Origin of the sequence: Murinocardiopsis flavida (genome assembly GCF_003014485.1) — a bacterium.
Lineage (GTDB): Bacteria > Actinomycetota > Actinomycetes > Streptosporangiales > Streptosporangiaceae > Murinocardiopsis > Murinocardiopsis flavida.
Genome location: NZ_PYGA01000013.1, coordinates 155,795 through 175,313 on the forward strand (window position 1 = coordinate 155,795; position 19,519 = coordinate 175,313).

At 72.6% G+C, this 19,519-nt stretch carries 17 protein-coding genes; 9 read left to right on the top strand and 8 right to left on the bottom strand.

The window, feature by feature from the left end:
- The first annotated feature begins 4 nt into the window (after positions 1 to 4).
- Complete coding sequence (locus CLV63_RS18675; protein WP_106584423.1) at positions 5 to 1,144, top strand: RNA polymerase sigma factor; 1,140 nt, start codon at positions 5 to 7, stop codon at positions 1,142 to 1,144.
- Positions 1,145 to 1,522: 378 nt separating this feature from the next.
- On the opposite strand, the gene CLV63_RS18680 is transcribed toward CLV63_RS18675, so the two are convergent.
- Positions 1,523 to 2,569, bottom strand: coding sequence for a glucose 1-dehydrogenase (locus CLV63_RS18680; RefSeq protein ID WP_106584515.1), 1,047 nt, complete (start codon positions 2,567 to 2,569; stop codon positions 1,523 to 1,525).
- Between the two features lie 446 nt (positions 2,570 to 3,015).
- On the opposite strand from CLV63_RS18680, the gene CLV63_RS18685 reads away from it, so the two are divergent.
- Entirely contained in the window at positions 3,016 to 3,777 is a 762-nt protein-coding gene (locus CLV63_RS18685) for a cupin domain-containing protein (protein WP_106584424.1), read from the top strand.
- Positions 3,778 to 3,882: 105 nt separating this feature from the next.
- On the opposite strand, the gene CLV63_RS18690 is transcribed toward CLV63_RS18685, so the two are convergent.
- A complete protein-coding gene (locus CLV63_RS18690; RefSeq protein ID WP_211301369.1) occupies positions 3,883 to 4,284 on the bottom strand; it encodes a CPCC family cysteine-rich protein in 402 nt (133 codons plus the stop codon).
- Positions 4,281 to 5,744 carry a polymorphic toxin-type HINT domain-containing protein gene (locus CLV63_RS18695; protein ID WP_106584425.1) on the bottom strand — a complete coding sequence of 488 codons (1,464 nt, stop codon included), beginning with the start codon at positions 5,742 to 5,744 and terminating at the stop codon, positions 4,281 to 4,283. The genes CLV63_RS18690 and CLV63_RS18695 overlap by 4 nt, the downstream gene beginning before the upstream one ends.
- Positions 5,745 to 6,077: 333 nt before the next feature.
- Here CLV63_RS18695 and CLV63_RS18700 point away from each other — a divergent pair, with 333 nt between their 5' ends.
- Positions 6,078 to 6,905, top strand: coding sequence for an ABC transporter ATP-binding protein (locus CLV63_RS18700; RefSeq protein ID WP_106584426.1), 828 nt, complete (start codon positions 6,078 to 6,080; stop codon positions 6,903 to 6,905).
- A 139-nt stretch (positions 6,906 to 7,044) separates the two neighbouring features.
- On the opposite strand, the gene CLV63_RS18705 is transcribed toward CLV63_RS18700, so the two are convergent.
- The gene (locus CLV63_RS18705) at positions 7,045 to 8,220 is read right to left on the bottom strand and encodes an outer membrane protein assembly factor BamB family protein (protein ID WP_106584427.1); all 1,176 of its coding nucleotides are present in this window, start codon (positions 8,218 to 8,220) and stop codon (positions 7,045 to 7,047) included.
- Between the two features lie 275 nt (positions 8,221 to 8,495).
- On the opposite strand from CLV63_RS18705, the gene CLV63_RS18710 reads away from it, so the two are divergent.
- Positions 8,496 to 9,152: a LysE family translocator gene (locus tag CLV63_RS18710; RefSeq protein ID WP_245928906.1), complete on the top strand. Its 657-nt coding sequence runs from the start codon at positions 8,496 to 8,498 to the stop codon at positions 9,150 to 9,152.
- A 92-nt stretch (positions 9,153 to 9,244) separates the two neighbouring features.
- Complete coding sequence (locus tag CLV63_RS18715) at positions 9,245 to 10,207, top strand: acetylxylan esterase (RefSeq protein ID WP_106584429.1); 963 nt, start codon at positions 9,245 to 9,247, stop codon at positions 10,205 to 10,207.
- 178 nt (positions 10,208 to 10,385) lie between these two features.
- Here CLV63_RS18715 and CLV63_RS18720 read toward each other — a convergent pair whose 3' ends face one another.
- The 4 genes from CLV63_RS18720 to CLV63_RS18735 form a co-directional block, all read right to left on the bottom strand.
- A complete protein-coding gene (locus CLV63_RS18720) occupies positions 10,386 to 11,681 on the bottom strand; it encodes a citrate synthase (RefSeq protein ID WP_106584430.1) in 1,296 nt (431 codons plus the stop codon).
- Positions 11,682 to 12,017: 336 nt separating this feature from the next.
- On the bottom strand, positions 12,018 to 12,701 hold the full coding sequence (locus tag CLV63_RS18725) for a response regulator (protein WP_106584431.1): 684 nt from the start codon (positions 12,699 to 12,701) through the stop codon (positions 12,018 to 12,020).
- Positions 12,698 to 14,011 (bottom strand): sensor histidine kinase, encoded by a 1,314-nt coding sequence (locus CLV63_RS34095; protein WP_245928899.1) that lies wholly within the window; start codon positions 14,009 to 14,011, stop codon positions 12,698 to 12,700. Before CLV63_RS34095 ends, CLV63_RS18725 begins: the two co-directional genes overlap by 4 nt.
- Before the next feature lie 373 nt (positions 14,012 to 14,384).
- Positions 14,385 to 15,014 carry a class I SAM-dependent methyltransferase gene (locus CLV63_RS18735; protein WP_106584432.1) on the bottom strand — a complete coding sequence of 210 codons (630 nt, stop codon included), beginning with the start codon at positions 15,012 to 15,014 and terminating at the stop codon, positions 14,385 to 14,387.
- A gap of 299 nt (positions 15,015 to 15,313) precedes the next feature.
- On the opposite strand from CLV63_RS18735, the gene CLV63_RS18740 reads away from it, so the two are divergent.
- From CLV63_RS18740 to CLV63_RS18755, 4 genes are all read left to right on the top strand, one after another.
- Positions 15,314 to 16,519, top strand: coding sequence for an NAD(P)/FAD-dependent oxidoreductase (locus CLV63_RS18740; protein WP_106584433.1), 1,206 nt, complete (start codon positions 15,314 to 15,316; stop codon positions 16,517 to 16,519).
- Positions 16,520 to 16,588: 69 nt separating this feature from the next.
- Positions 16,589 to 17,482 carry an RNA polymerase sigma-70 factor gene (locus tag CLV63_RS18745; RefSeq protein WP_106584434.1) on the top strand — a complete coding sequence of 298 codons (894 nt, stop codon included), beginning with the start codon at positions 16,589 to 16,591 and terminating at the stop codon, positions 17,480 to 17,482.
- A 76-nt stretch (positions 17,483 to 17,558) separates the two neighbouring features.
- Complete coding sequence (locus CLV63_RS18750; protein ID WP_146165603.1) at positions 17,559 to 18,080, top strand: hypothetical protein; 522 nt, start codon at positions 17,559 to 17,561, stop codon at positions 18,078 to 18,080.
- A gap of 116 nt (positions 18,081 to 18,196) precedes the next feature.
- The gene (locus CLV63_RS18755; RefSeq protein WP_106584436.1) at positions 18,197 to 18,910 is read left to right on the top strand and encodes a DUF305 domain-containing protein; all 714 of its coding nucleotides are present in this window, start codon (positions 18,197 to 18,199) and stop codon (positions 18,908 to 18,910) included.
- Positions 18,911 to 19,519 lie beyond the last annotated feature (609 nt).

A 19,519-nucleotide genomic window follows, 5' to 3' on the forward strand; every position in this document is an offset into this window, starting at 1 on the left:
CCACGTGGACGAGGTACTGCTCCGCAGCCTCACCCCGAGCGTGCTCGGAATCCTCGTCCGCCGCGGAGCCGACTTCGCGGCGGCCGAGGACGCCGTGCAGGACGCGCTGGTCGAGGCGGTCCGCGCCTGGCCGGCCGACCAGCCGCGGGACCCCAAGGGCTGGCTGGTCACCGTGGCATGGCGCCGGTTCCTCGACGCGACCCGGGCGGACACCGCCCGCCGCAGGCGTGAAGACCACGCCGACGAGGAGCCGACACCCGGCCCCGCACCGGCGGTGGACGACACGCTCCAGCTGTACTTCCTGTGCGCCCACCCGTCGCTGACGCCGTCGTCCGCTGTCGCGCTCACGCTGCGCGCCGTCGGCGGGCTGACCACCCGCCAGATCGCCCACGCCTACCTGGTGCCCGAGGCGACCATGGCGCAGCGCATCAGCCGGGCCAAGCGCACCGTCTCCGGCGTGCGGTTCGACCAGCCCGGCGACGTCGCCACCGTGCTGCGCGTCCTCTACCTGGTCTTCAACGAGGGTTACTCCGGCGACGTCGACCTCGCCGCCGAGGCGATCCGGCTCACCCGGCAGCTCAGATCCGCTGTCGACCACCCCGAGGTGGCGGGGCTGCTCGCCCTCATGCTGCTCCACCACGCCCGGCGCGCCGCCCGGACAGCGGCCGATGGCAGCCTGGTGCCGCTCGCCGAGCAGGACCGCGGCCGGTGGGACACGGTGTCGATCGCCGAGGGCGTGGAGATACTCCAGGCGGCGCTCGCCCGCGACCGGCTGGGCGAGTTCCAGGCCCAGGCCGCCATCGCGGCCCTCCACGCCGACGCGCCCACCGCAGAGGAGACCGACTGGGTGCAGATCGTGGAGTGGTACGACGAACTCGCGCGCCTGACCGACAGCCCGGTCGTCCGGCTCAACCGCGCGGTGGCCGTCGGCGAGGCCGACGGACCGCGCGCGGGCCTGGCCGCGCTCGTGGCACTGGACGACGCACTGCCCCGCCGCGCCGCTGTGGCCGCGTACCTCCACGAGCGCGATGGTGACCTGGCGACGGCGGCGCGGCTGTACGCCGAGGCGGCCCGAAAGGCACCCAACCTCGCCGAACGCGACCACCTGACCCGCCAAGCCGCCCGCCTCAACACCCGCCGGTAGCCGCAACGTCCACAGGCCACAGCGCTCGCCGGCAGCCGAAGCGCTCGCAGACCGCAGTGCTCGCCGGCAGTGCTGCGGGCCCGCGCTTGCACAAAAGCACTACCCGAACGCCGGAGTTACCGGACCCGGACACCCGAACCTGAGGGGTTCGGTCCTTCCCAGGACCGCCCGCCACCCCCCCGCGACGTCGAAGGCTGTCGCCGCGATTGCGGAGCATCCGCGACGGCAACCCACCCCCTCGTCCCAAGGTGAGCGGGGCCGTGCTGCCCGCCCCCTTGTCCCGAGGTCAGCGGGGCTGTGTGGACACTCTCGCCCCCACTCAGGCGACAGCGATGCCCAGGCCCCGGGCCGGGTCGGTCCGTGCGGCGGGCAAAGGCTTCACAGGTCGATGACGACCTTGACGTCGTCCTCTTGCGGGGTGAACGCCTCGTGTGCGCGGGACAGCGGGAGGCGGCGGGTGATCAGCCGCTCCAGCCACGCGAGGTCGGCACGGGCGAGCGCCTCGGCGGCCAAGCGGAAGTGGCGGAGGTTGGCGTTGACGGACCCGAAGACCACGTCGTTCTCCAGCACCATCTCGCGGTTGAGGGCGCCCGTGTCGACACCGACCTTGGGACCGGCGGCGGGGATGCCGGTGAGGCAGACGATCCCCGCGCTCGCTGTGTGGGTCACCGCGTCGAGGACGACGGCGGTCGCCCCGGTCGCCTCGATGACGACGTCCGGTTCGGCTTCGGCGGCGACCTCCGGGATCGTCCCCGTGTGGTAGCTCGCGCCCAACGCCGCGACCAGTTCCGGTTTCACCCCTGACGCGGCCCTGTCGAGGACGTGCACCTCCAACCCGCGCTGGACGCCGAGCAGGGCGGCGAGCAGGCCGATGGGCCCCGCCCCGGTGACCAGCACCCGGCGCGGCGCGAACCAGGCGCGGGCGCCGATCCGCTCAATGTGCTCCCACGCCTTGGTGACGACCGTGGTGGGTTCGAGCAGGACCCCGACGCGCTCCAGCGCCGGGTCGAGCTTGACGGCGTAGTCGGCCTCCACGGTCCACTGCTGCGCGCCGAACCCGTGCCGATCCTTGATGCCTCGTTCGGTGTAGCGGCCGTTGCGACACATGTCGAACTCGCCGTGCGCGCACGCCCCGCACGGCTCGGGGTCGGGCCGCCGGACGACGCCGACCACCAGGTCACCCGGTGCGAAGCCGCTCCCGCCGGGCGCCTCGCGCACTCGGCCGAGCGATTCGTGCCCCAGGATCAGCCGGTCCTGTCCCGGCGGAGCCCAGCCGTAGTCGCCTCGGGCGATCTCCCGGTCCGTGCCGCAGATGCCGAGCGCGATGCCGTCGACGAGCAGTTCGCCCTCGCCGGCAGCGGGCGCCTCGACCTCGCTCACGCGCACCGAGTCCGTTTCGAGCGGTGCCACCGTCAGAGCACGCATGTCCATCTCCTTGACCTGCTCCTTGACGTGCGGGGCACGCCCCGCGCCGAAGCGCACTGGGAGGCAGGCGTGGCCGAGCAGCGTGGCGGAGTCCTATGTGGCCCTGTCCCTGTCCCTGTCCCATATGCCTCGGCGGTACGGTCCCAGGCTGCCCTACGGCCGCCCGCTGCACACGCGCACGGCGATGCGTGTCGTGTCCGGCCCGTTCCGCGCAGCACCGGGCGGGACGTCCTTCCGCTCTCCGCAGCATCGGCTGCGGCGTCCCCCGCTCCCCGCAGCATCGGCCGCGACGTCCCCCGTTGCCGGGCGGGCACTTGGGGACGGGGGTCGCGCCGGTCGCGGTGGGTGGTGGTCCGGGGCGGGGCCTGGGATCGTGGGGGGACGGACTACCGCCGCATGGATGACCGCCGCACGGAGTTCCCACGGCCGGAGGAGGCTGAACGGGTATGAGTCCCGGAACGGAAGGGGCCCCACCGCTGCCGGGCGCGATCGGCGTCTCACGTCTGCGCGTCTACGACTGGCCCGGCGCCGACGACTCCGACGGGTTCTGCGGCGGCTCCCCGCACATGCACCTGACCTGCACTGAAGCCTACGCTGTGATCGGCGGACGGGGATCCGTGCAGACCCTGACCGCCAGCGGCTCCGCGACGACGCCGCTGCGCGAGGGCGACCTGGTGTGGTTCACACCCGGCACCATCCACCGGCTCGTCAACGACGGCGACCTGCGGATCATGGTGCTGATGCAGAACGCGGGCCTGCCCGAGGCGGGCGACGCCGTGTTCACGTTCCCCGCCGAGGTGCTCGCCGACCCGGAGGACTATGCGCGGGCGGCGGCGATCGCCCCCGATGCGCCCGAGGCGTCGGCGCGCCGCCGCCGGGACCTCGCCGTCAGCGGGTTCACCGCGCTGCGCGAGCGGTGGGCGAAGGGCGAGACCGAGGCGCTGCCCGACTTCCACCAGGCGGCGCTGGCGCTGGTCGCGCCCAGGTTGGCGGATTGGCGCGAGCGTTTCGAGCACGGACCGGTGGACGACGTCAGGGCGACGGCCCGCAGGCTCGAAGCCCTCGCCTCGGGCGACCCGTCGTACCTGTCCTCCGCCGGTGTGTACCGCGGCGAATCCGCCGGGGCGTGGGGCATGTGCGGGCGCCTCGACAAATACGAGAACGGGACATGGGTCGCGACGGACGCCGAATCGAGCCCTGAGGGGTGACCGGTCCCGGGCGGGCCCCCGGGCTCCCGGCCCCTGGACCCCCGGACCCCGGGCCCTCGGCGCGGCCGCCCAGCCGCCTGTCCAGCCGCTCCCGACCCGAGGCGGTCAGCGGCGCCAGAACCGGTCGGACCACCAGTACAGGACGGTCCGGTCGGTCGGCCACGGGCGTTCGGCTTCAAGGGTCTCCTCGAAGTCGTCGACCGCTAGGTCGATCGGCCGCCACGCCTCGGGCGGTTCCCGTCCGGGCTCCGGCGGCCGCACGCGTTCGCGCCTGCGGTCTTGGGATGCGCCGAACGCGGCGTAGTTCTCCTGTGCTTGGACCAGCGTGAGCTTGTTGGCGCCGCCGTCGAACAGCGGCCAGCGCACCTGGAGCAGGTCGTCCTCCCAGGAGCACACCGGGCAGATGTAGGACGACCCGGGCGGGTCCGCGAAGACCCGGTGCCCGCAGCAGGAGCACGGGTAGGGCGGGCCGGGCACCTCAGCGGGCGGCGGTTCGGGACGGGTCACGGCAGCGGGTCGCCTTCCTTCCAGGGCCCTCCGGGCATGGCGTCGAACGTACTCTGCCCGCCGTCGAGTTTGTAGAACGTGATGATCCCCTTGCTGCTCTTCATGCCGTACTCGCCGGTCTCGGGGTCGAAGTAGCGGACGGCTCCGCCTGCGCGGTCGACCTTGGCGATGACGCCGGGGCGCCCGCCGTCGCAGTCGCACATGAGGTCCTTCGCGGCCTCCTTGTACTCGATCTGGCTCTCGTAGCGCATCTTCTCGCCGTGCTTCGAGTAGTGATCGTCGAGGTTGCCCTGACCGGTCCACTCGTCGCAGTTCTGCACGAGGACCGCTTCGTCGGCGGCCCCGATGTAGTAGGTGTTCAGCCCGTCGACCGTGAAGTTGTGGACCTGCTGGTCGGCTGCGCTCCTGGTGCGGACCGAGGCGACCTCTGCCCACGCTCCGGAGCTCGTCCGCAGGGTGTCGCCCGCGGCGAGGTCGGCGGCGTCGACCCACGCTGCGGCGGCCGGGTCCCAGAACGGGTGGCTGCCGGTCGCGGTCACCGTGTCGCGGGTGCCGTCGGCTCGCACCACCGCGATTTCGACCAGGGTCTGTGCGCCCGCGCGGCCGAACGTGCGAGTGACCGGCCGGGGCCCCTCCTCCCCGGTCCGCGGGTCGAAGGCGAGGACCGTGTCGCCGGCCGCGACGTCCTCGATGGCGCGCTCGGTGCCGTCGGCCATGAGTACCGGGGTGCCGGGAAGGAAGCTGCTCTTGCACCCGGCGCGCCTGCGCCGCTCCTGAAGCCGCTCCTCCTGCTTGCGCTTCAGTTCGTCGAGCTTCCGCTTCTGCTCGCGGACCCGCTCCTTGGCCTTGTCCGCGGCCTTGGAGCCCTTGCGCCACTTCTCGAAGAGCTTGTACGCCTTGGGGATCTTGCTGGCGACCTTGAGGGCCTTGCTCCAGGGGATGGCGTTCAGCGCCGTCCACAGACACGCCTGGATGTCGCCTTCGAGGAAGCACTTCTTTGCGTCGGTGAGCCCGATCAGGTCTTCGAGTAGCGCCAGCAGTTCCTCATCGAGGTTGCCGTACTCGGAGTCGGCGTCCTCTTGGTCGGCGAGGGCGTCCGCGTACTCCTGCTCGGCGTCCTCGACCTCCTGGTCGATCGAGTCGGCGGGTTCGACGTCGGGCCCGCCCTGCCCGTCGGGGGCACCCGAGGACCCTGGGGAGGGCGCTGCACTCGGTTCGCCGGAGGCGCCTGGATCGCCGGAGCCGGCCGGATCGCCGGACGCCGCCGGGTCGGCGCCGGGTCCGCCGCCCTCGCCGGGCTCGCAGTCGTCGCCGCCGAACAGCTCGCATGCGGCGCTCGACACCGCCGGGCGCACGTCCGTCGGGAGGCCCGCGTACAGCAGTGCCGACACGATCGCCGCCGCGAGGACCACAAGGGCGGCGTACTCGATCTTTCCTGCGCCCGATTCGGCCCGCCACACCCAACGCAACAGTGACTCCTGAACAGACGGTAGTAGCGGGCAGGCCAGAGGGAGACTCTATCGGCGTGTGCCGCGAAGGAACGGTGCCGGGGTAGGGCATAAGGAATGGTCTCGGGGTAGGGCATAACGGGCGCGCGGGCCCATGGGTGGTCGGCGCGGACGACGCGGTCGGCGCGGACATCGGGGGTCGGCCGATCGGACGAGGTGCCGCCCGTGGACCGTCCGGACGGCGGATGCGCCGCGCACCAGCCGCTCACCAGGATGGACACCGCGCACTCGCGACAGCCGTCCCGACGGCAGCCCGACGGCAGCACCGACAAGGAGCCGCATCCCATGAGCCGCACCGCCGCCCCCGGACCGTCTCCCGCCCCTGAGCCGCCTCCCGCTCCGGAGTCGTCCACTTCCCCCGAGCCGTCCACCGTTCCGGACCGCGCGTCCGCGCCCGCGGTGTCGGCGCGCGGGCTCACCAAGGTCTACGGCACCGGCGCGACCCCCGTCCGCGCGCTGGACGGCCTGGACGTCGACTTCGACCGGGGCGCGTTCACCGCGATCATGGGGCCGTCGGGCTCCGGCAAGTCCACCCTCATGCACTGCATGGCCGGGCTCGACACCGCGACGTCGGGTTCGGTGCGCCTCGGCGGTACCGACATCACGGGACTCAAGGACCGGCAGCTCACCGCCCTGCGCAGGGAACGGGTCGGGTTCGTCTTCCAGGCGTTCAACCTGCTGCCGATGCTCACCGCCGAGCAGAACATCCTGCTGCCCGCGCAGATCGCCGGCCGCAGGGTGGACACGGCGCGGTTCGACCACGTCGTGGACGCCGTGGGGCTGCGCGACCGGCTCGGACACCTGCCCGCGAAGCTGTCGGGCGGCCAGCAGCAGCGGGTCGCCGTCGCCCGCGCCCTGCTCGGCGCCCCCGAAGTGGTCTACGCCGACGAGCCCACCGGCAACCTCGACTCCCGCTCCGGCGCGGAGGTGCTGTCCTTCCTCCGCGATTCAGTGCGCGAACTGGGCCAGACCGTCGTCATGGTGACCCATGACCCGGTCGCCGCCTCCTACGCCGACCGCGCGGTGTTCCTGCGCGACGGGCGCCTCGTGGACGACATCGCGCACCCCAGCACCGAGACCGTCCTCGACCGGCTCGTCCACCTGGAGGACTGAACCCGGCGCCCGGCCCCGCCCGAGGCGGCTGCGGGCTACCGTCCATCGCGACGCGACGCGACGCGACGCGCCCCGACCAGCCGGCCCCGCCCCGCCCGGTGGCGGGACAGCGGAACAGTGGGCCGGGCCCCGGATACGGCTATCGGCGGTGCCACCAGCGGGAGCGGCGCGGCGTCGCGCCGGTCTCCGCGTCGTAGGCGGCGATCCAGGAGCCGCTGCCGACATAGACCGCGCCATGGGCGACGGTCGGGGCCGTGCAGTCCCGCCCGCCGAGCAGCACCGCGGCCCACACCGGATCGCCGGTCTTGGCGGAGGAGGCGGACAGCAGCCCGTCCCTGCGCGCCGTGTAGACGGTGGACCCGGCGACCGCGGCCGCCCCATAGGGCCAGGTGTGCTCCTGGTACCACCTGCGCAGCGCCGTCTTCCGGTCGAACGCGGACAGCATCCCGTTCTGGCCTCCCGTGTAGACCCGGTCGGCGGTGACCGCGGGTTCGGTGAAGCCCGAGATGTGCTGGCCGGTGGCGATCGTGCGCTTCTGGGTCAGCAGCGTCCACAAGGGTGTGCCGGTCTCGGCGGAGAGTGCGGACAACTCACCGCTGCTGCTGCCGATGTAGAGCACGCCGTCGCGGACCGCGCCGGTGTCCGGCCCCGCGTTGCGCTCCCGCAGCGCGTGCGACCACAACAGGTCCCCGGTCGCGGCGTCCAACGCCATGACCTGCGCGGGGTCGCCGTCGGCATGGAGGGCGTCGGCCAATCCCAGCTGGTAGGAGGCCGCGCGGACCTTCATGAAGACCCGGCCGTCGGCGACAGCGGGCGACGCGGTACCGCACGGCCCTGGCATCGCCGCCCGCCATTGGGTGTCGCCCGTGGCGGCGTCGATGCGGTACAGGGACTCGTCGTCGCAGCCGACGTAGAGGGCGCCGTCGACAACGGCGGGGGAGGAGCGGACTCCCGCAGGAAGGTCGCGCCGCCACACCACCCGCCCCGTCGCGGCGTCGAGGGCGAACACCACGCCGGTCCGGACGGGATCCGAGGTCGACGCCGCATAGACCGTGCCGTCGTGCACGGCGACGGCGGGTGCGCCGGCCATGGTCGTCGGGCCGTTGTGGACGGTGAACCTCCAGCGCCGCTGCCCGGTGCGGGCATCGAGGGCGTAGACCTTGTGGTCGCAGCTCCCCGCGTACACGGTGCCGTCGGCGACCACCGGGCTCCAGTCGATCGGTCCGCCGGTCCGCACGCTCCACGGCTGGAATCCGGGCAGCGGGTCGGACGGCTCGAACACTCCGGTGCGCGCCGCATCACCGCGGTAGTGCATGGGATTCCCCTTGCCGCTGTGTCCAGTGCGCCCAGCTTTGCGGCGGATTGCCCCAATGGCAAGGAATTTTGGGCCATGGTGCCCGCCCGGTCGGACCCGCTCGTACGCCGCGGATCCGCCCACCCGGCCGACCCCACCCGGCCGCCCCCGCCCGCCCACCGGCCGGGTCCACCTGCCGCCCAAGCCGACCCCGCTCACGGCCCCGCCCAAACCCGCGAGCCCGGCGCGGGCCCGCCCGTCAAAAGGGCAGGAACTACCATGGATGGGTGTCCTCGATGCTGTATCTGAGTTTCCTTGCTTTCGCCGTGCTCGTGGTGGTCGCGCCCGGGCCCGACTTCGCCGTGGTGCTGAAGAACTCCATCGCGGCGGGGCGGCGCTCCGGGTTCGCGGCCGCGGCCGGGGTCGCCAGCAGCAACGTCGTCCACGGCACTGCGGCGGCGTTGGGGGTCAGCGCGCTGCTGACCGCGTCGCAGACCCTGTTCACCACGGTGCGCTGGATCGGCATCGCCTACCTGTGCTACCTGGGTGTGCAGGCGCTGCGGGCGGCGTGGCGCGGCGGCTACGCGTCCCCGTCCCACGCGGGCCACGTCCCCGGCGGTGTGCTGCGCGGCTGGTCGCAGGGGTTCCTGTCCAACCTCACCAACCCCAAGGTGCTGGCGTTCTACCTGTCGGTGCTCCCGCAGTTCCTCGGCGGCGGCGAGGTGACCCTGGGCGCCGTGCTGCTGCTGGCGTACTCCCACGCCGCGCTCAGCCTGACCTGGCTGGTGCTGATCGTCGCCCTGCTGCACCGGGTGCGGGACTGGGTGGGACGCTCGGCGGTGCGCCGCGCGATCGACACCGGGACGGGCACCGCTCTCCTCGGCTTCGCCGCGGCCCTCGGCCGCCCCGACGCCGAGCGCGCCGTGCGCTCCCTGGTGGCGGAGGCGGCGTAGGCGGCGGAGACTGCGTAGGGCCCGCCTCCCTGCGGCCCAGTACCCTGCCGACTGCCGGAGCAGGCAGGCAGCCGATCCAGGAGGTACCCCCCGTGTACGTCGACCTCGCAGAGCCGGAGCTGCGGAGCTACCGCAGCGCGCAGCACGACCCCGACGACTTCGACTCGTTCTGGGCGTCGACCCTCGCCCAGGCCCGCGAGCACGACATCGCGGTCACCGCCGAACAGGTCGACACCGGGCTCTCGACCGTCGATGTGTACGACACCGTGTTCTCCGGCTACAACGGCCAGCGCATCAGCGCGTGGCTGGTGCTGCCCGCCGCGCGCACCGGCCCGCTCCCGGCGGTGGTGCAGTACCAGGGCTACGGCGGCGGCCGGGCGCACCCGCTGGACCACCTGGTGTGGGCGTCGGCCGGGTACGCGCACCTCGTCATGGACACCCGCGGGCAGGCGTCGGCCTGGGGCGGCGGCGTGACACCCGACCCGGACGGCGGCGGCCCGCAGTCGCCGGGCGTCATGACGCGGGGCATCGAGAGCCGCGAGACGTACTACTACCGGCGGCTGATCACCGACGCGGTCCGCGCGGTCGAGGCGGTCCGCGGCATGGAGTCGGTCGACCCCGACCGCGTCGCCGTCGTCGGTGGCAGCCAGGGCGGCGCGCTGGCGCTGTCCGTGGCGGGGCTGGTCGGCGGCCTGCGGCTGGTCAGCGCGCGCGTGCCGTTCCTGTGCGACTTCCCGCGCGCCACCGTCATCACCGACGACCTGCCCTACAAGGAGATCGGCAGCTACTTGGCCGTCCACCGGCACAAGGTGGCGCAGGTCCACGACACGCTGAGCTACTTCGACGGGGTCAACTTCGCCCGGAGGGCGAGCGCGCCGGCCCGGTTCTCCGCCGCCCTGATGGACCCGGTCACCCCGCCGTCCACGGTGTTCGGCGCGTACAACGCCTACGCCGGTCCCAAGGAGATGGCGGTGTGGCCCTACAACGGGCACGAGGGCGGCGGCGTGGAGTCCACCGCCGCCGACCTGGTGGCGCTGCGCGGCGCGTTCGGCTGAACCGCGGGACGGGCGGATGACCGGACGGCCAGATGGCCTGCCGGACGACGTCCGGGCCGCCGGCCGAGCCCGCGCCCGCGGCGCCACAAGGTCGGCGCCGCGGGCGCGGCGGGGCCGTACGGACGCGCCCGCCGCGCGCCCCGGGTCCCGCCGTCCGGTGGCCCGGCCGTCCGGTGGCTCAGCCGTGCCCGGGGTAGTCCCGCTTCGCCGGGCCGGTGTAGAGCTGGCGCGGCCTGGCGATACGCGGGTTGGACTCGGCGTGCTGCTCGCGCCAGTGCGCGATCCAGCCCGGCAGCCGCCCGATCGCGAACAGCACGGTGAACATGTTCGACGGGAAGCCGAGCGCCCGGTAGATCAGACCGGTGTAGAAGTCGACGTTGGGGTACAGCTTGCGGTCGACGAAATAGGGGTCGTTGAGGGCGATCTCCTCAAGCTTCAGGGCCAGCTCGAACAGCTTGTCGTCGCGGCCGTGGCGCTCCAGGATCTGCGTCGCGAGCTTCTTGATCTCCTTGCTGCGCGGGTCGAAGTTCTTGTAGACGCGGTGCCCGAACCCCATGAGCCGGGTCTCGCTGCTCTTGTCCTTGACCTTGGCGATGAACCGGTCGACGTCGCCGCCGTCGCGCTCGATCTCGGTGAGCATCTCCAGGACGGCCTGGTTGGCGCCGCCGTGCAGCGGGCCCGACAGGGCGTTGATCCCGGCGGAGACGCTCGCGAACAGGTTGGCGCCGGAGGAGCCCACGACCCGCACGGTCGCCGTCGAGCAGTTCAGCTCATGGTCGGCGTGCAGGATGAGCAGCAGGTTCATCGCCCGCGCGTAGAGCTCCTTGGTCTCCTGGTCGAAGTCCTCGTCGCCGAAGAGCATGTGCAGGAAGTTCTCGACGTAGCCCAGCGACAGGTCGGAGGAGATGGACTCCTTGCCGGTGGAGTTGCGGTACAGCCGCGCGGCGACCTTGGGAAGCTGCGCGATGAGCTGCGCCGTCGCGGTCTCGACCTGGTCGGGGTCCTCGGGGTCGGCGTTGTCGGTGTGGAACGCGGCGAGCCCGCTGGCGGCGATGGACAGCGACGCCATGGGGTGGCCGGAACCGGGGCAGGTGTCCACGAGCAGGCGCAGCCCGGAGGGCACCGCGGAGTGGCGCCGCAGTTCGTCGTTGAAGGCGGCGAGCTGGTCGGACGTCGGCAGCTCGCCGTGGATCAGCAGGTAGCAGACCTCGACGAACGAACTCTGCGTGGCGAGCTGCTCGATCGGGTAGCCGCGGTAGCGCAGGATCCCGGCGTCGCCGTCGATGTAGGTGATATCGGACCGGCAGCTCGCGGTGTTGCCGAACCCGGGGTCGAACGTCGTCAGCCCGGTCTCGGACAGCAGCGGTTTGATGTCGATCGAGGATTCGCCCTCGGTCCCGGTCAGGGTGTCGAAGGATCGGGTCTGCGAACCGAAGCGCAAGGACACCTGTTGTCCGTTCGTCATCTCGGTCATGTCGGGATGGTGCCCTTCCATCATCCGGCGAGCGGTCCGGCTCGCCGCGTTATTTGTGGTCGGCCGCGCGGGCCGGGTTTCTTGGCCGATTCCGGGCGCCGGAAGCAGCCAAGGAACGCGCCCTACGCGCCGGTCAATACCGTAGATGTGTCCTGCGGTACCGCTTACCTACCCCACCGCTTAATTCGGATGTCATGTATCACCCCGGAAAAGGCGGAGGTAAATCTCTCTCTGGTAAAGAACCGCGCACTGCACACGGGCGGGCTGCGGTTGGCGCGTGCTACTGGGCGTGTCGGCCGCATGGGTTCCGCGCGCGGGTGTTTCGGCCGGGCCCGTTCACTCCTCGTCGAGGAGGCCGTTCAGGTGCGCCCACCGTGCCACCTCGACCCGGTTGCGCGCCGCGAGCTTCGTGTGGACGCTCGTGAGGTGGGTCTTCACCGTGCTCAGGGAGATGAACAGGCGCGCCGCGACCTCGCTGTTGGTGAGCCCCGCCGCCACTGCCCGGACCACGTCGGTCTCCCGCTCGGTGAGCCCGGCACCGGCGGCGGCACCGGCAGCGGTGCGGCCCGCGTCGGCGGATGCGCGGTCGCCGGGGGCCGTGAAGTGCTTCAGCAGCCGGACCGTGACGCTCGGGGACACCAGCGCGTCGCCGCGTGCCGCCGCGCGAACCGCCTCGATCAGCAGCGCCGGCCCGGCGTCCTTGAGGAGGAAGCCCGTTGCGCCGCCCTCCAACGCCGCATAGACGTACTCGTCGAGGTCGAAGGTCGTCGCGACGACGACCCGCAGCGGGTCGGCGATGCCGCGCCCGGCGATCCGCCGGGTCACCTCCAGGCCGTCCAGACCGGGCATGCGGATGTCGAGCAGGCAGACGTCGGGCCGCAGTGAGCGGGCGAGCGACAGCGCCGTCGCCCCGTCGCCCGCCTCCGCCACCACCTCGATGTCGGGTTCGGCGTTCAGCATGAACCGGAACCCGGTCCGGACGAGGTGCTGGTCGTCGGCGAGGAGGACGCGGATGGTCATTGGGCCCGCTCCTCTCCCCGTGCGGCGGCAGCCGGTTCCGGTGCGCCGCCGGGTTCGGCCGCCGCGGGCAGCGGCAGCCGGGCCCGCAGCAGCCAGCCCGGGCCGTCGGACGCCGGGCCCGCGGTACACGACCCGCCGAGGAGCCGGGCACGTTCGCCCATCCCCACCAGGCCGTACCCGTGGCCGCCGCCGCGCACGGCGGCGGTGCGCCCGTCGTCGGCCACGTCCACCCGCACCTCGGAAGCGTCGGCCCTCGCCCGCACCAGGATCCGCGTCGCATCGCGGGCATGGCGCAGTGCGTTGGTGACGCCTTCCTGCGCGATGCGCGCCACCGCCGACCCGGTTGCGGGCGGCAGGTCCGCCAGCGGACCCGCCGTTTCCACCACGACGCCGGGCCGTCCATCGTGGGCCGGGCGCTCCAGGTCCGCCAGCGCGGCGGCGGTGTCGCGGGGTGCCGACGCCGTCTCACCGGGGTCGCGCAGCGCGGCGACCATCGCGCGCATGGCGGCGAGCGCACGTGCCCCCGCCGCCTCGATCTCCGGTAGCGCCTCGCGGACCAGCTCCGCGTCGTCGCGCGCCTCCGCGTGGCGCAGCGCCTGGACCTGCACCACGATCCCGGTGACCTGGTGTGCGACGACGTCGTGGAGTTCTCGTGAGATCGCCAGCCGCTCCTCGCGGCGCACCTCCTCGATGCGCTGCCGCTGCCGGAACCGGCGCCACCGCAGGACGCAGCCGGGGACGAGCAGCATCACGCACGGCTGGATGCTCCGCCCGAGAAAGCCGAGGAGACCCAGCTGCTCCAGCGTGGGCACGTCGCGCCAGGCCCCGGAGACGATGGTGAGAACGGCCGCCAGCACGGCCGGCGCCGCAACGGCAGGGCGATGGCGCACTATGACCACGGTGACGGCGAGGAGCACCGCCAATGTCTCGGTGGTACCGAACCAGTAGCCGTAGGGCCCCTGCGGCCGGGTCCAGAGGACGGTGGAGGCGGCGAAAGGGACCAGCGGAGCCAGCGCCGCAGCCGTGGCGGCAAAGGCGGGCCGCCGTCGCAGGGCCAGCGCGGCCAGCGCGAACAGGGCGGTGATGCCGCCGGAGGCGGCGGGGACGAAAGTGGCGGTGGAGAAGGGCGGGGCCTGCCACAGTTCCGCGGGGATGCCGGGCGCCATCAAGGCGCCCCGGAGGTCCAGCGCGAAGGTCCCGGCGAGGACCACGGCCGCCGTCGTGAACATCGCCGCGGAGCCCGTCACGGACCCCGCAACGGACGGCACGGCCGAGCGCAGGCGGGCGGGGAGACCTGTCGAGGCGGACACGCGCCAAGGCTAATGCGGTGGTCGGCGCGCCGCCTCGGCCGACCGACCGACCCGACCCCCGACGTCCGTCCAGTGCGCGCAGTGGCACGTCGCCGCGTCCCCGGGGCGGCCCTGCCGCAGTGCGGGACGCAGCAGGGCCTGAGTCCGGTGGTCGGGAAGCCGGTGGCAGGTAGGGGTACCGCTGGTCGGGCGGGGCGGTGGATGCTCGGGAGGCCGGTGGTCAGATCGACACCACAGTCGGCGGGCCAAGAGGCTGATGGGGTGCCGTTCTGGTCTGTCCCGATCAGGATGTGCTTCGGCGGTCGCTGCTGCGCAGCAGCGACCGCCGAAACACGTCCTCACGGCCGAATCAGGACCGGAACCCCAACAGCCTTTACGGGAGGCGGGCGAGCAGGTGGGCGTCGAGGAAGCCCCGCTCGGAGGCCGGGTCGTGGATCAGCCGGGCGAACTCGGTGAGCCCGGCCCCGGTCAGCGACTCGGCGAACCGGCCCACCGGCCAGCTGTAGGCGGGCGCCACCTTGTGGTCGAAGCGGACCGGCTCAGGCCCGTCGGTCGCGAAGAACGAGACCAGGAGCAGGCCCGCTGGCGCCAGGACGCGCGCCTGCTCGGCGAGCAGTGCGGGCAGTTCATCGGGCGGGGTATGGATCATCGAGTAGTGGGCGAGCACGCCGCCGAGCGCGTCGTCCTCGACCGGCAGGGACTCCATCCGCGCCGCGTCGAACCGCAGCGCCGGATGGGCCCGCTGGGCGTGGCCGACCATCGCCGGGGAGAGGTCGAGCCCGAAGGCGTCGAGCCCCAGGTCGTGCAGCATGGCCGTCAGATGCCCGGGCCCGCACCCGACGTCGGCGGCCCGCGGGTTCCCCGTCCCGCGCACCAGCTCGGCGAAGGTGCCGATCATGTTCCGCGAGAAAGGATGCGTCTCCAGCCGATCGGCGAACATCGACGCGTACAGATCAACGACCCCGTCGTAGGCCGCCCTGGTCTCGTCCTGGTGCTCCGTCACGGAAGGGAAGTTAGCATCCGCACCCGTCCCCGGTGTCCCCGGCGTCCCCGGCGTGCCCGGCGTGCCCGGCGTCCCCGGCCTCGCGCCGCCCCTGGGGGATCGTCCGCCCGGCCTCGCGATCGCGGGAAAGGGCTTTGGACGCTTTTTCGGTGCCAGGTGCGGCGCAGGTCGTGCGCCTGGAACAAATGCACCCAAACTGTGATGCGCTTCACATTCCCGGGCTGTAACGTGCGGAGCGGGCTGCTTGTCCTACGGGCGTCACCGACACCAACGCCGGTGCCTGACCTTGGGAGACTGAGATGAGCAACGGCCACCACCGCATCGTCGTCCTCGGCGCCGGCTACACGGGCATGTTGAGCGCCATCCGCCTAGCACACCGAACACGCCGGACCGGGGTGCGGATCACCCTGGTCAACCCGTCGAGCGGGTTTGTCGAGCGGCTCCGGATGCACCAGATCGCCACCGGGCAGCAGCTGGCCGACCACCGGATCCCCGACCTCCTCGCGGGCACCGGCGTCACATTCGTCCAGGGCACCGTCACCGCCATCGACCCCGATGCCCGGCAGGTCACCGTCGACGGCGCCGAAATCCTCGAATACGACACGCTCGTCTACGCGCTGGGCAGTTCCACCGACACGAGCAAGGTCCCCGGCGCCGACACCCACGCCTTCGCCCTCAACAGCAGGGCGATGGCCGCCCGGTTCGCCGCCCGGATCGCCGAGGTCGCCGAGTCCGGCGGGACCGTTGCCGTCTGCGGCGGCGGCCTGACCGGCATCGAGGCGGCCACCGAGATCGCCGAGAGCCACCCCGGCCTGCGCGTCACCCTGATCACCATGAACGAGCCCGGCGGGATGATGGGGCCCAGGGCCCGCGCCTACCTCTACCGCACACTGAAGCGCCTCAGAATCACCCTGGAGACCGGCGCCCGCATCAACAAGGTGCTGCCCGGCGCCGTCGAACTGGCCGACGGCCGGCACATCCGGGCCGACGCCTGCCTCTGGACCACCGGCGTCAAGGTGCCGCCGCTCGCCGCCGACTCCAAGATCGCCACCGACGACCGCGGCCTCATCCTGGTCGACGACACGCTGCGGTCGGTGTCCCACCCGAACGTCCACGCCGTCGGCGACGCAGCGGCCGTCCGCCTGCCCTGGGGGCAGATCCACGGCACCTGCCAGAGCGGGCTGCCCACGGCCCAGCACACCGCCGACACCATCGCCCGGCTCGTGCGCGGCAAGGCCGCCAAGCCGTTCCGCTTCGGCTACTTCCACCAGCCGGTCAGCCTCGGCCGCCGCGACGGCGTCATCCAGTTCACCAACGCCGACGACAGCCCCCGCCGGATGTACCTCACCGGCTGGAGCGCCCTCACGTACAAGGAGCTGGTCAGCTCCAGCCCGATCCTGACCTACAGGCTCAGCAAGCACTTCAATTCCACCAGCATCATCACCAAGGGCGGCCGCGCCACCCGCCGCAAGCGGAACCAAGCGCGCCGGACTTCGAAGTCGTGACCCCGGTCCCCGAAGCCGTGACCCCGGACCTTCGCCACCCGAACCGCGTGCCTATGGCGGCATGAGCCGATGACCGCCGACGCGCCAGAGCCGGACCCCTACATCGAACACCGCAGGCTGCTGTTCGCCACCGCGTACCGCATGCTGGGCAGCGTCGCCGACGCCGAGGACGTCCTCCAAGACGCCTGGCTGAACTGGAGCGCAGTGGACCGCGGCTCGATCCGCCACCCCAAGGCGTATCTGGTGCGCACGGTCACCAACCTGTCGTTGAACCGGCTCACCTCGGCGCGGGCGACCAGGGAGGCGTACTTCGGCACGTGGCTCCCCGAACCCCTGCTGACCTCTCCCGACATCGCAGCGGAGACCGAGTTGGCCGACACCATCTCCATCGCGATGATGGTCGTCCTGGAGACCCTCGGCCCCGTCGAACGCGCGGTCTTCCTGCTCCGCGAGGTCTTCGGCTACTCCTACGCCGAAATCGCCGAGACCGTCCGGCGCCGCGAGCCGACCGTCCGCCAGATCGCCTACCGCGCCCGCGAACACGTCCGGAAGCGCCGCCGCCGCTTCGACGCCGACGACGCCCAGCGGCGCCGGGCCACCTCCCGGTTCATCGAGGCGTGCGCGGGCGGCGACGTGCACGCGGTCGTGGAACTGCTCGCCCCCGAGGTCACCGCCTGGTCCGACGGCGGCGGCAAGGCCACCGCCGCCATCCGTCCCCTGCACGGCGCCGACCGCGTCAGCCGGTGGATCCTGGGATTCCTCCGAAAGCCCGAGCTGGCCGACCTGACCATGGAGCCGGCCGTCATCAACGGCGAACTCGGCGTCCTTGCGGTTGTCGGCGGACGCGTCGTCGGCGCCCTCTCGTTCGACCTCGTGGACGGCCGCATCCAGAACCTGCGCTTCCAGGTCAATCCCGACAAGCTCGGCGGCCTTACCCACGAGAACGGCTTGGCGCGCTCGTGAGCGACGGACGGGGTATCACCGGGTCCGGCCTGGGACGGGCGTGCGCACCAACGATCCGGCTGTACCCTTTGGGGGTATGAGCGGAGTGGTGGAGCGGCACGGACACCGGGCGCGCGGCGCCTGGGCGCACCTGCTGCTGCTCGTCCCCCTGCTCCTCGGTGTCGCGGCCATGCACACGTTCGGGCATCCGCATGAACCCGGGCCCGCGCCGCAGGCGGCGGCCGCCGGAGCCCACTCCACCGGGCACGGTTCCGCGGCGTCCGTACACGGGTCCGACCGTGGTCCGGCGGCGTCCGTGCACGAGTCCGACCGTGGTCCGGCGGCGTCCGTGCACGAGTCCGGCGCCGATCACGGTTCCGCGGCGTCCGCGCATGGCACCGACGCCCGCGGCAGTGCGGAACCGCCGCCCATGGACCCCATGACGATGTGCCTCGCCGTCGTCGGCCTCGCTGTCCTGCTGCTGGGCGCGGCGGCCACCGTCCTGCGCCTGCCCGCCCTGCGGCGCCGCCCGCCGGGCACCCGCCTGCGGACGGTGCTGCGCACCCTGCCGCCGCCCGCGCCGCCCTCACTCGCACGCCTTCAGGTGATGCGGGTCTAGATGCCCGGCCGGGCGCTCGAACGCGCGCCCGGCGGCACCGACCCGTTCACCACAGACCGCGCCGCCCCGGACCCGTACCGTCCGGTCCGGACGCGTGCGCAGACAAGGAAGCGACCATGAACAAGCGTGCTATTGTGCTGCTCTCCACCGCCATGGCGGGGACCCTGCTGCTCTCCGCCTGCGGGGGAGCCGCCGAGGACGACCCCGCGCCCGCGGCGGAGTCGAAGCAGTCGGCCCGGCACAACAAGGCCGACGTCGAGTTCGCGCAGATGATGATCCCGCACCACGAGCAGGCCGTGGAGATGGCCGAGCTGGCGGAGACCCGCGCCGGTGCCGACGTCCGCTCGCTGGCGAAGGAGATCGACAAGGCCCAGGGGCCGGAGATCAAGCAGCTCACCGGGATGCTGGAGTCCTGGGGTGAAGAGCCGCTGGAGTCGATGGACCACTCGATGGACGGCATGCTCACCGACGCGCAGATGACGGAGTTGGAGCAGGCCGACGGCGACGCCTTCGACAAGGCGTTCGTCGATTCGATGATCGAGCACCACGAGGGTGCGGTCGACATGGCGCAAAGCGAGCTCGACGACGGGGAGAACCCGGAGGCGAAGAAGCTCGCCGAGGACATCGTGTCCACCCAGAACGACGAGATCACCCGAATGCGCGAACTCCTCGGCGAATCCCCGACGGACGACGGCGGTTCGGGCGAGGGTTCCGGTGATTCCGGCGATGGTTCCGGTGAGGGTTCCGGTGATTCCGGCGATGGTTCCGACGACGGCTCCGGTGATTCCGGCGATGGATCTGACGGCGGCTCCGGCCACGGCGGGCACTGATCCGACATGAGGGGCGGCGCGGACGACTCCGCGCCGCCCCGATGCCGTTGACCCAACAGGCGCGAGGGTTGTTCGCGGCCCGGTGCCCCGAGCGGAGGGGGTGTGTTGTGACCTCGGCTTCATACCGGGGGTAAGTGCCGAGAGCGTCCGTGCCCCCAGCGGACGTGGGCAAGGCTGCCGGAAAGCCTGCGCACGCCCCTACTGCGCCGCTTCGCGATTGTCGCGCAGCGGGGGCCCGCGACGGCCGAAGCAGACCTGGGGTTCGACGCCAGGCCCCGCCACGCACTGATCGCGCGGCGGCGGTGCTGCGGTGCCGGCGCGGGCTGGGCGCCTGGGCGTGGTTGCGGTGGGTTCCGTGCGGTGCTGAGCCCGGCGGCCATAGTGCAGGATGTGTGTCGGCCGTCGCTGCTGCGCAGGCTCCCCGGCAGCCTGGCTCCTGTCCCCTGGGGTCACGGACGCCCTCGCCCCGGACTCTCGCCTTGGGACACCCTCGCCCCCGGACGGCCTCGCCCCGGACTCTCGCCCCTGGACGGCCTCGCTGCGGGCTCTCGCCTTGGGACACCCTCGTCCTGGGATGCCTGGGATGCCCGTGCCCGCTTCTGCGCAGTG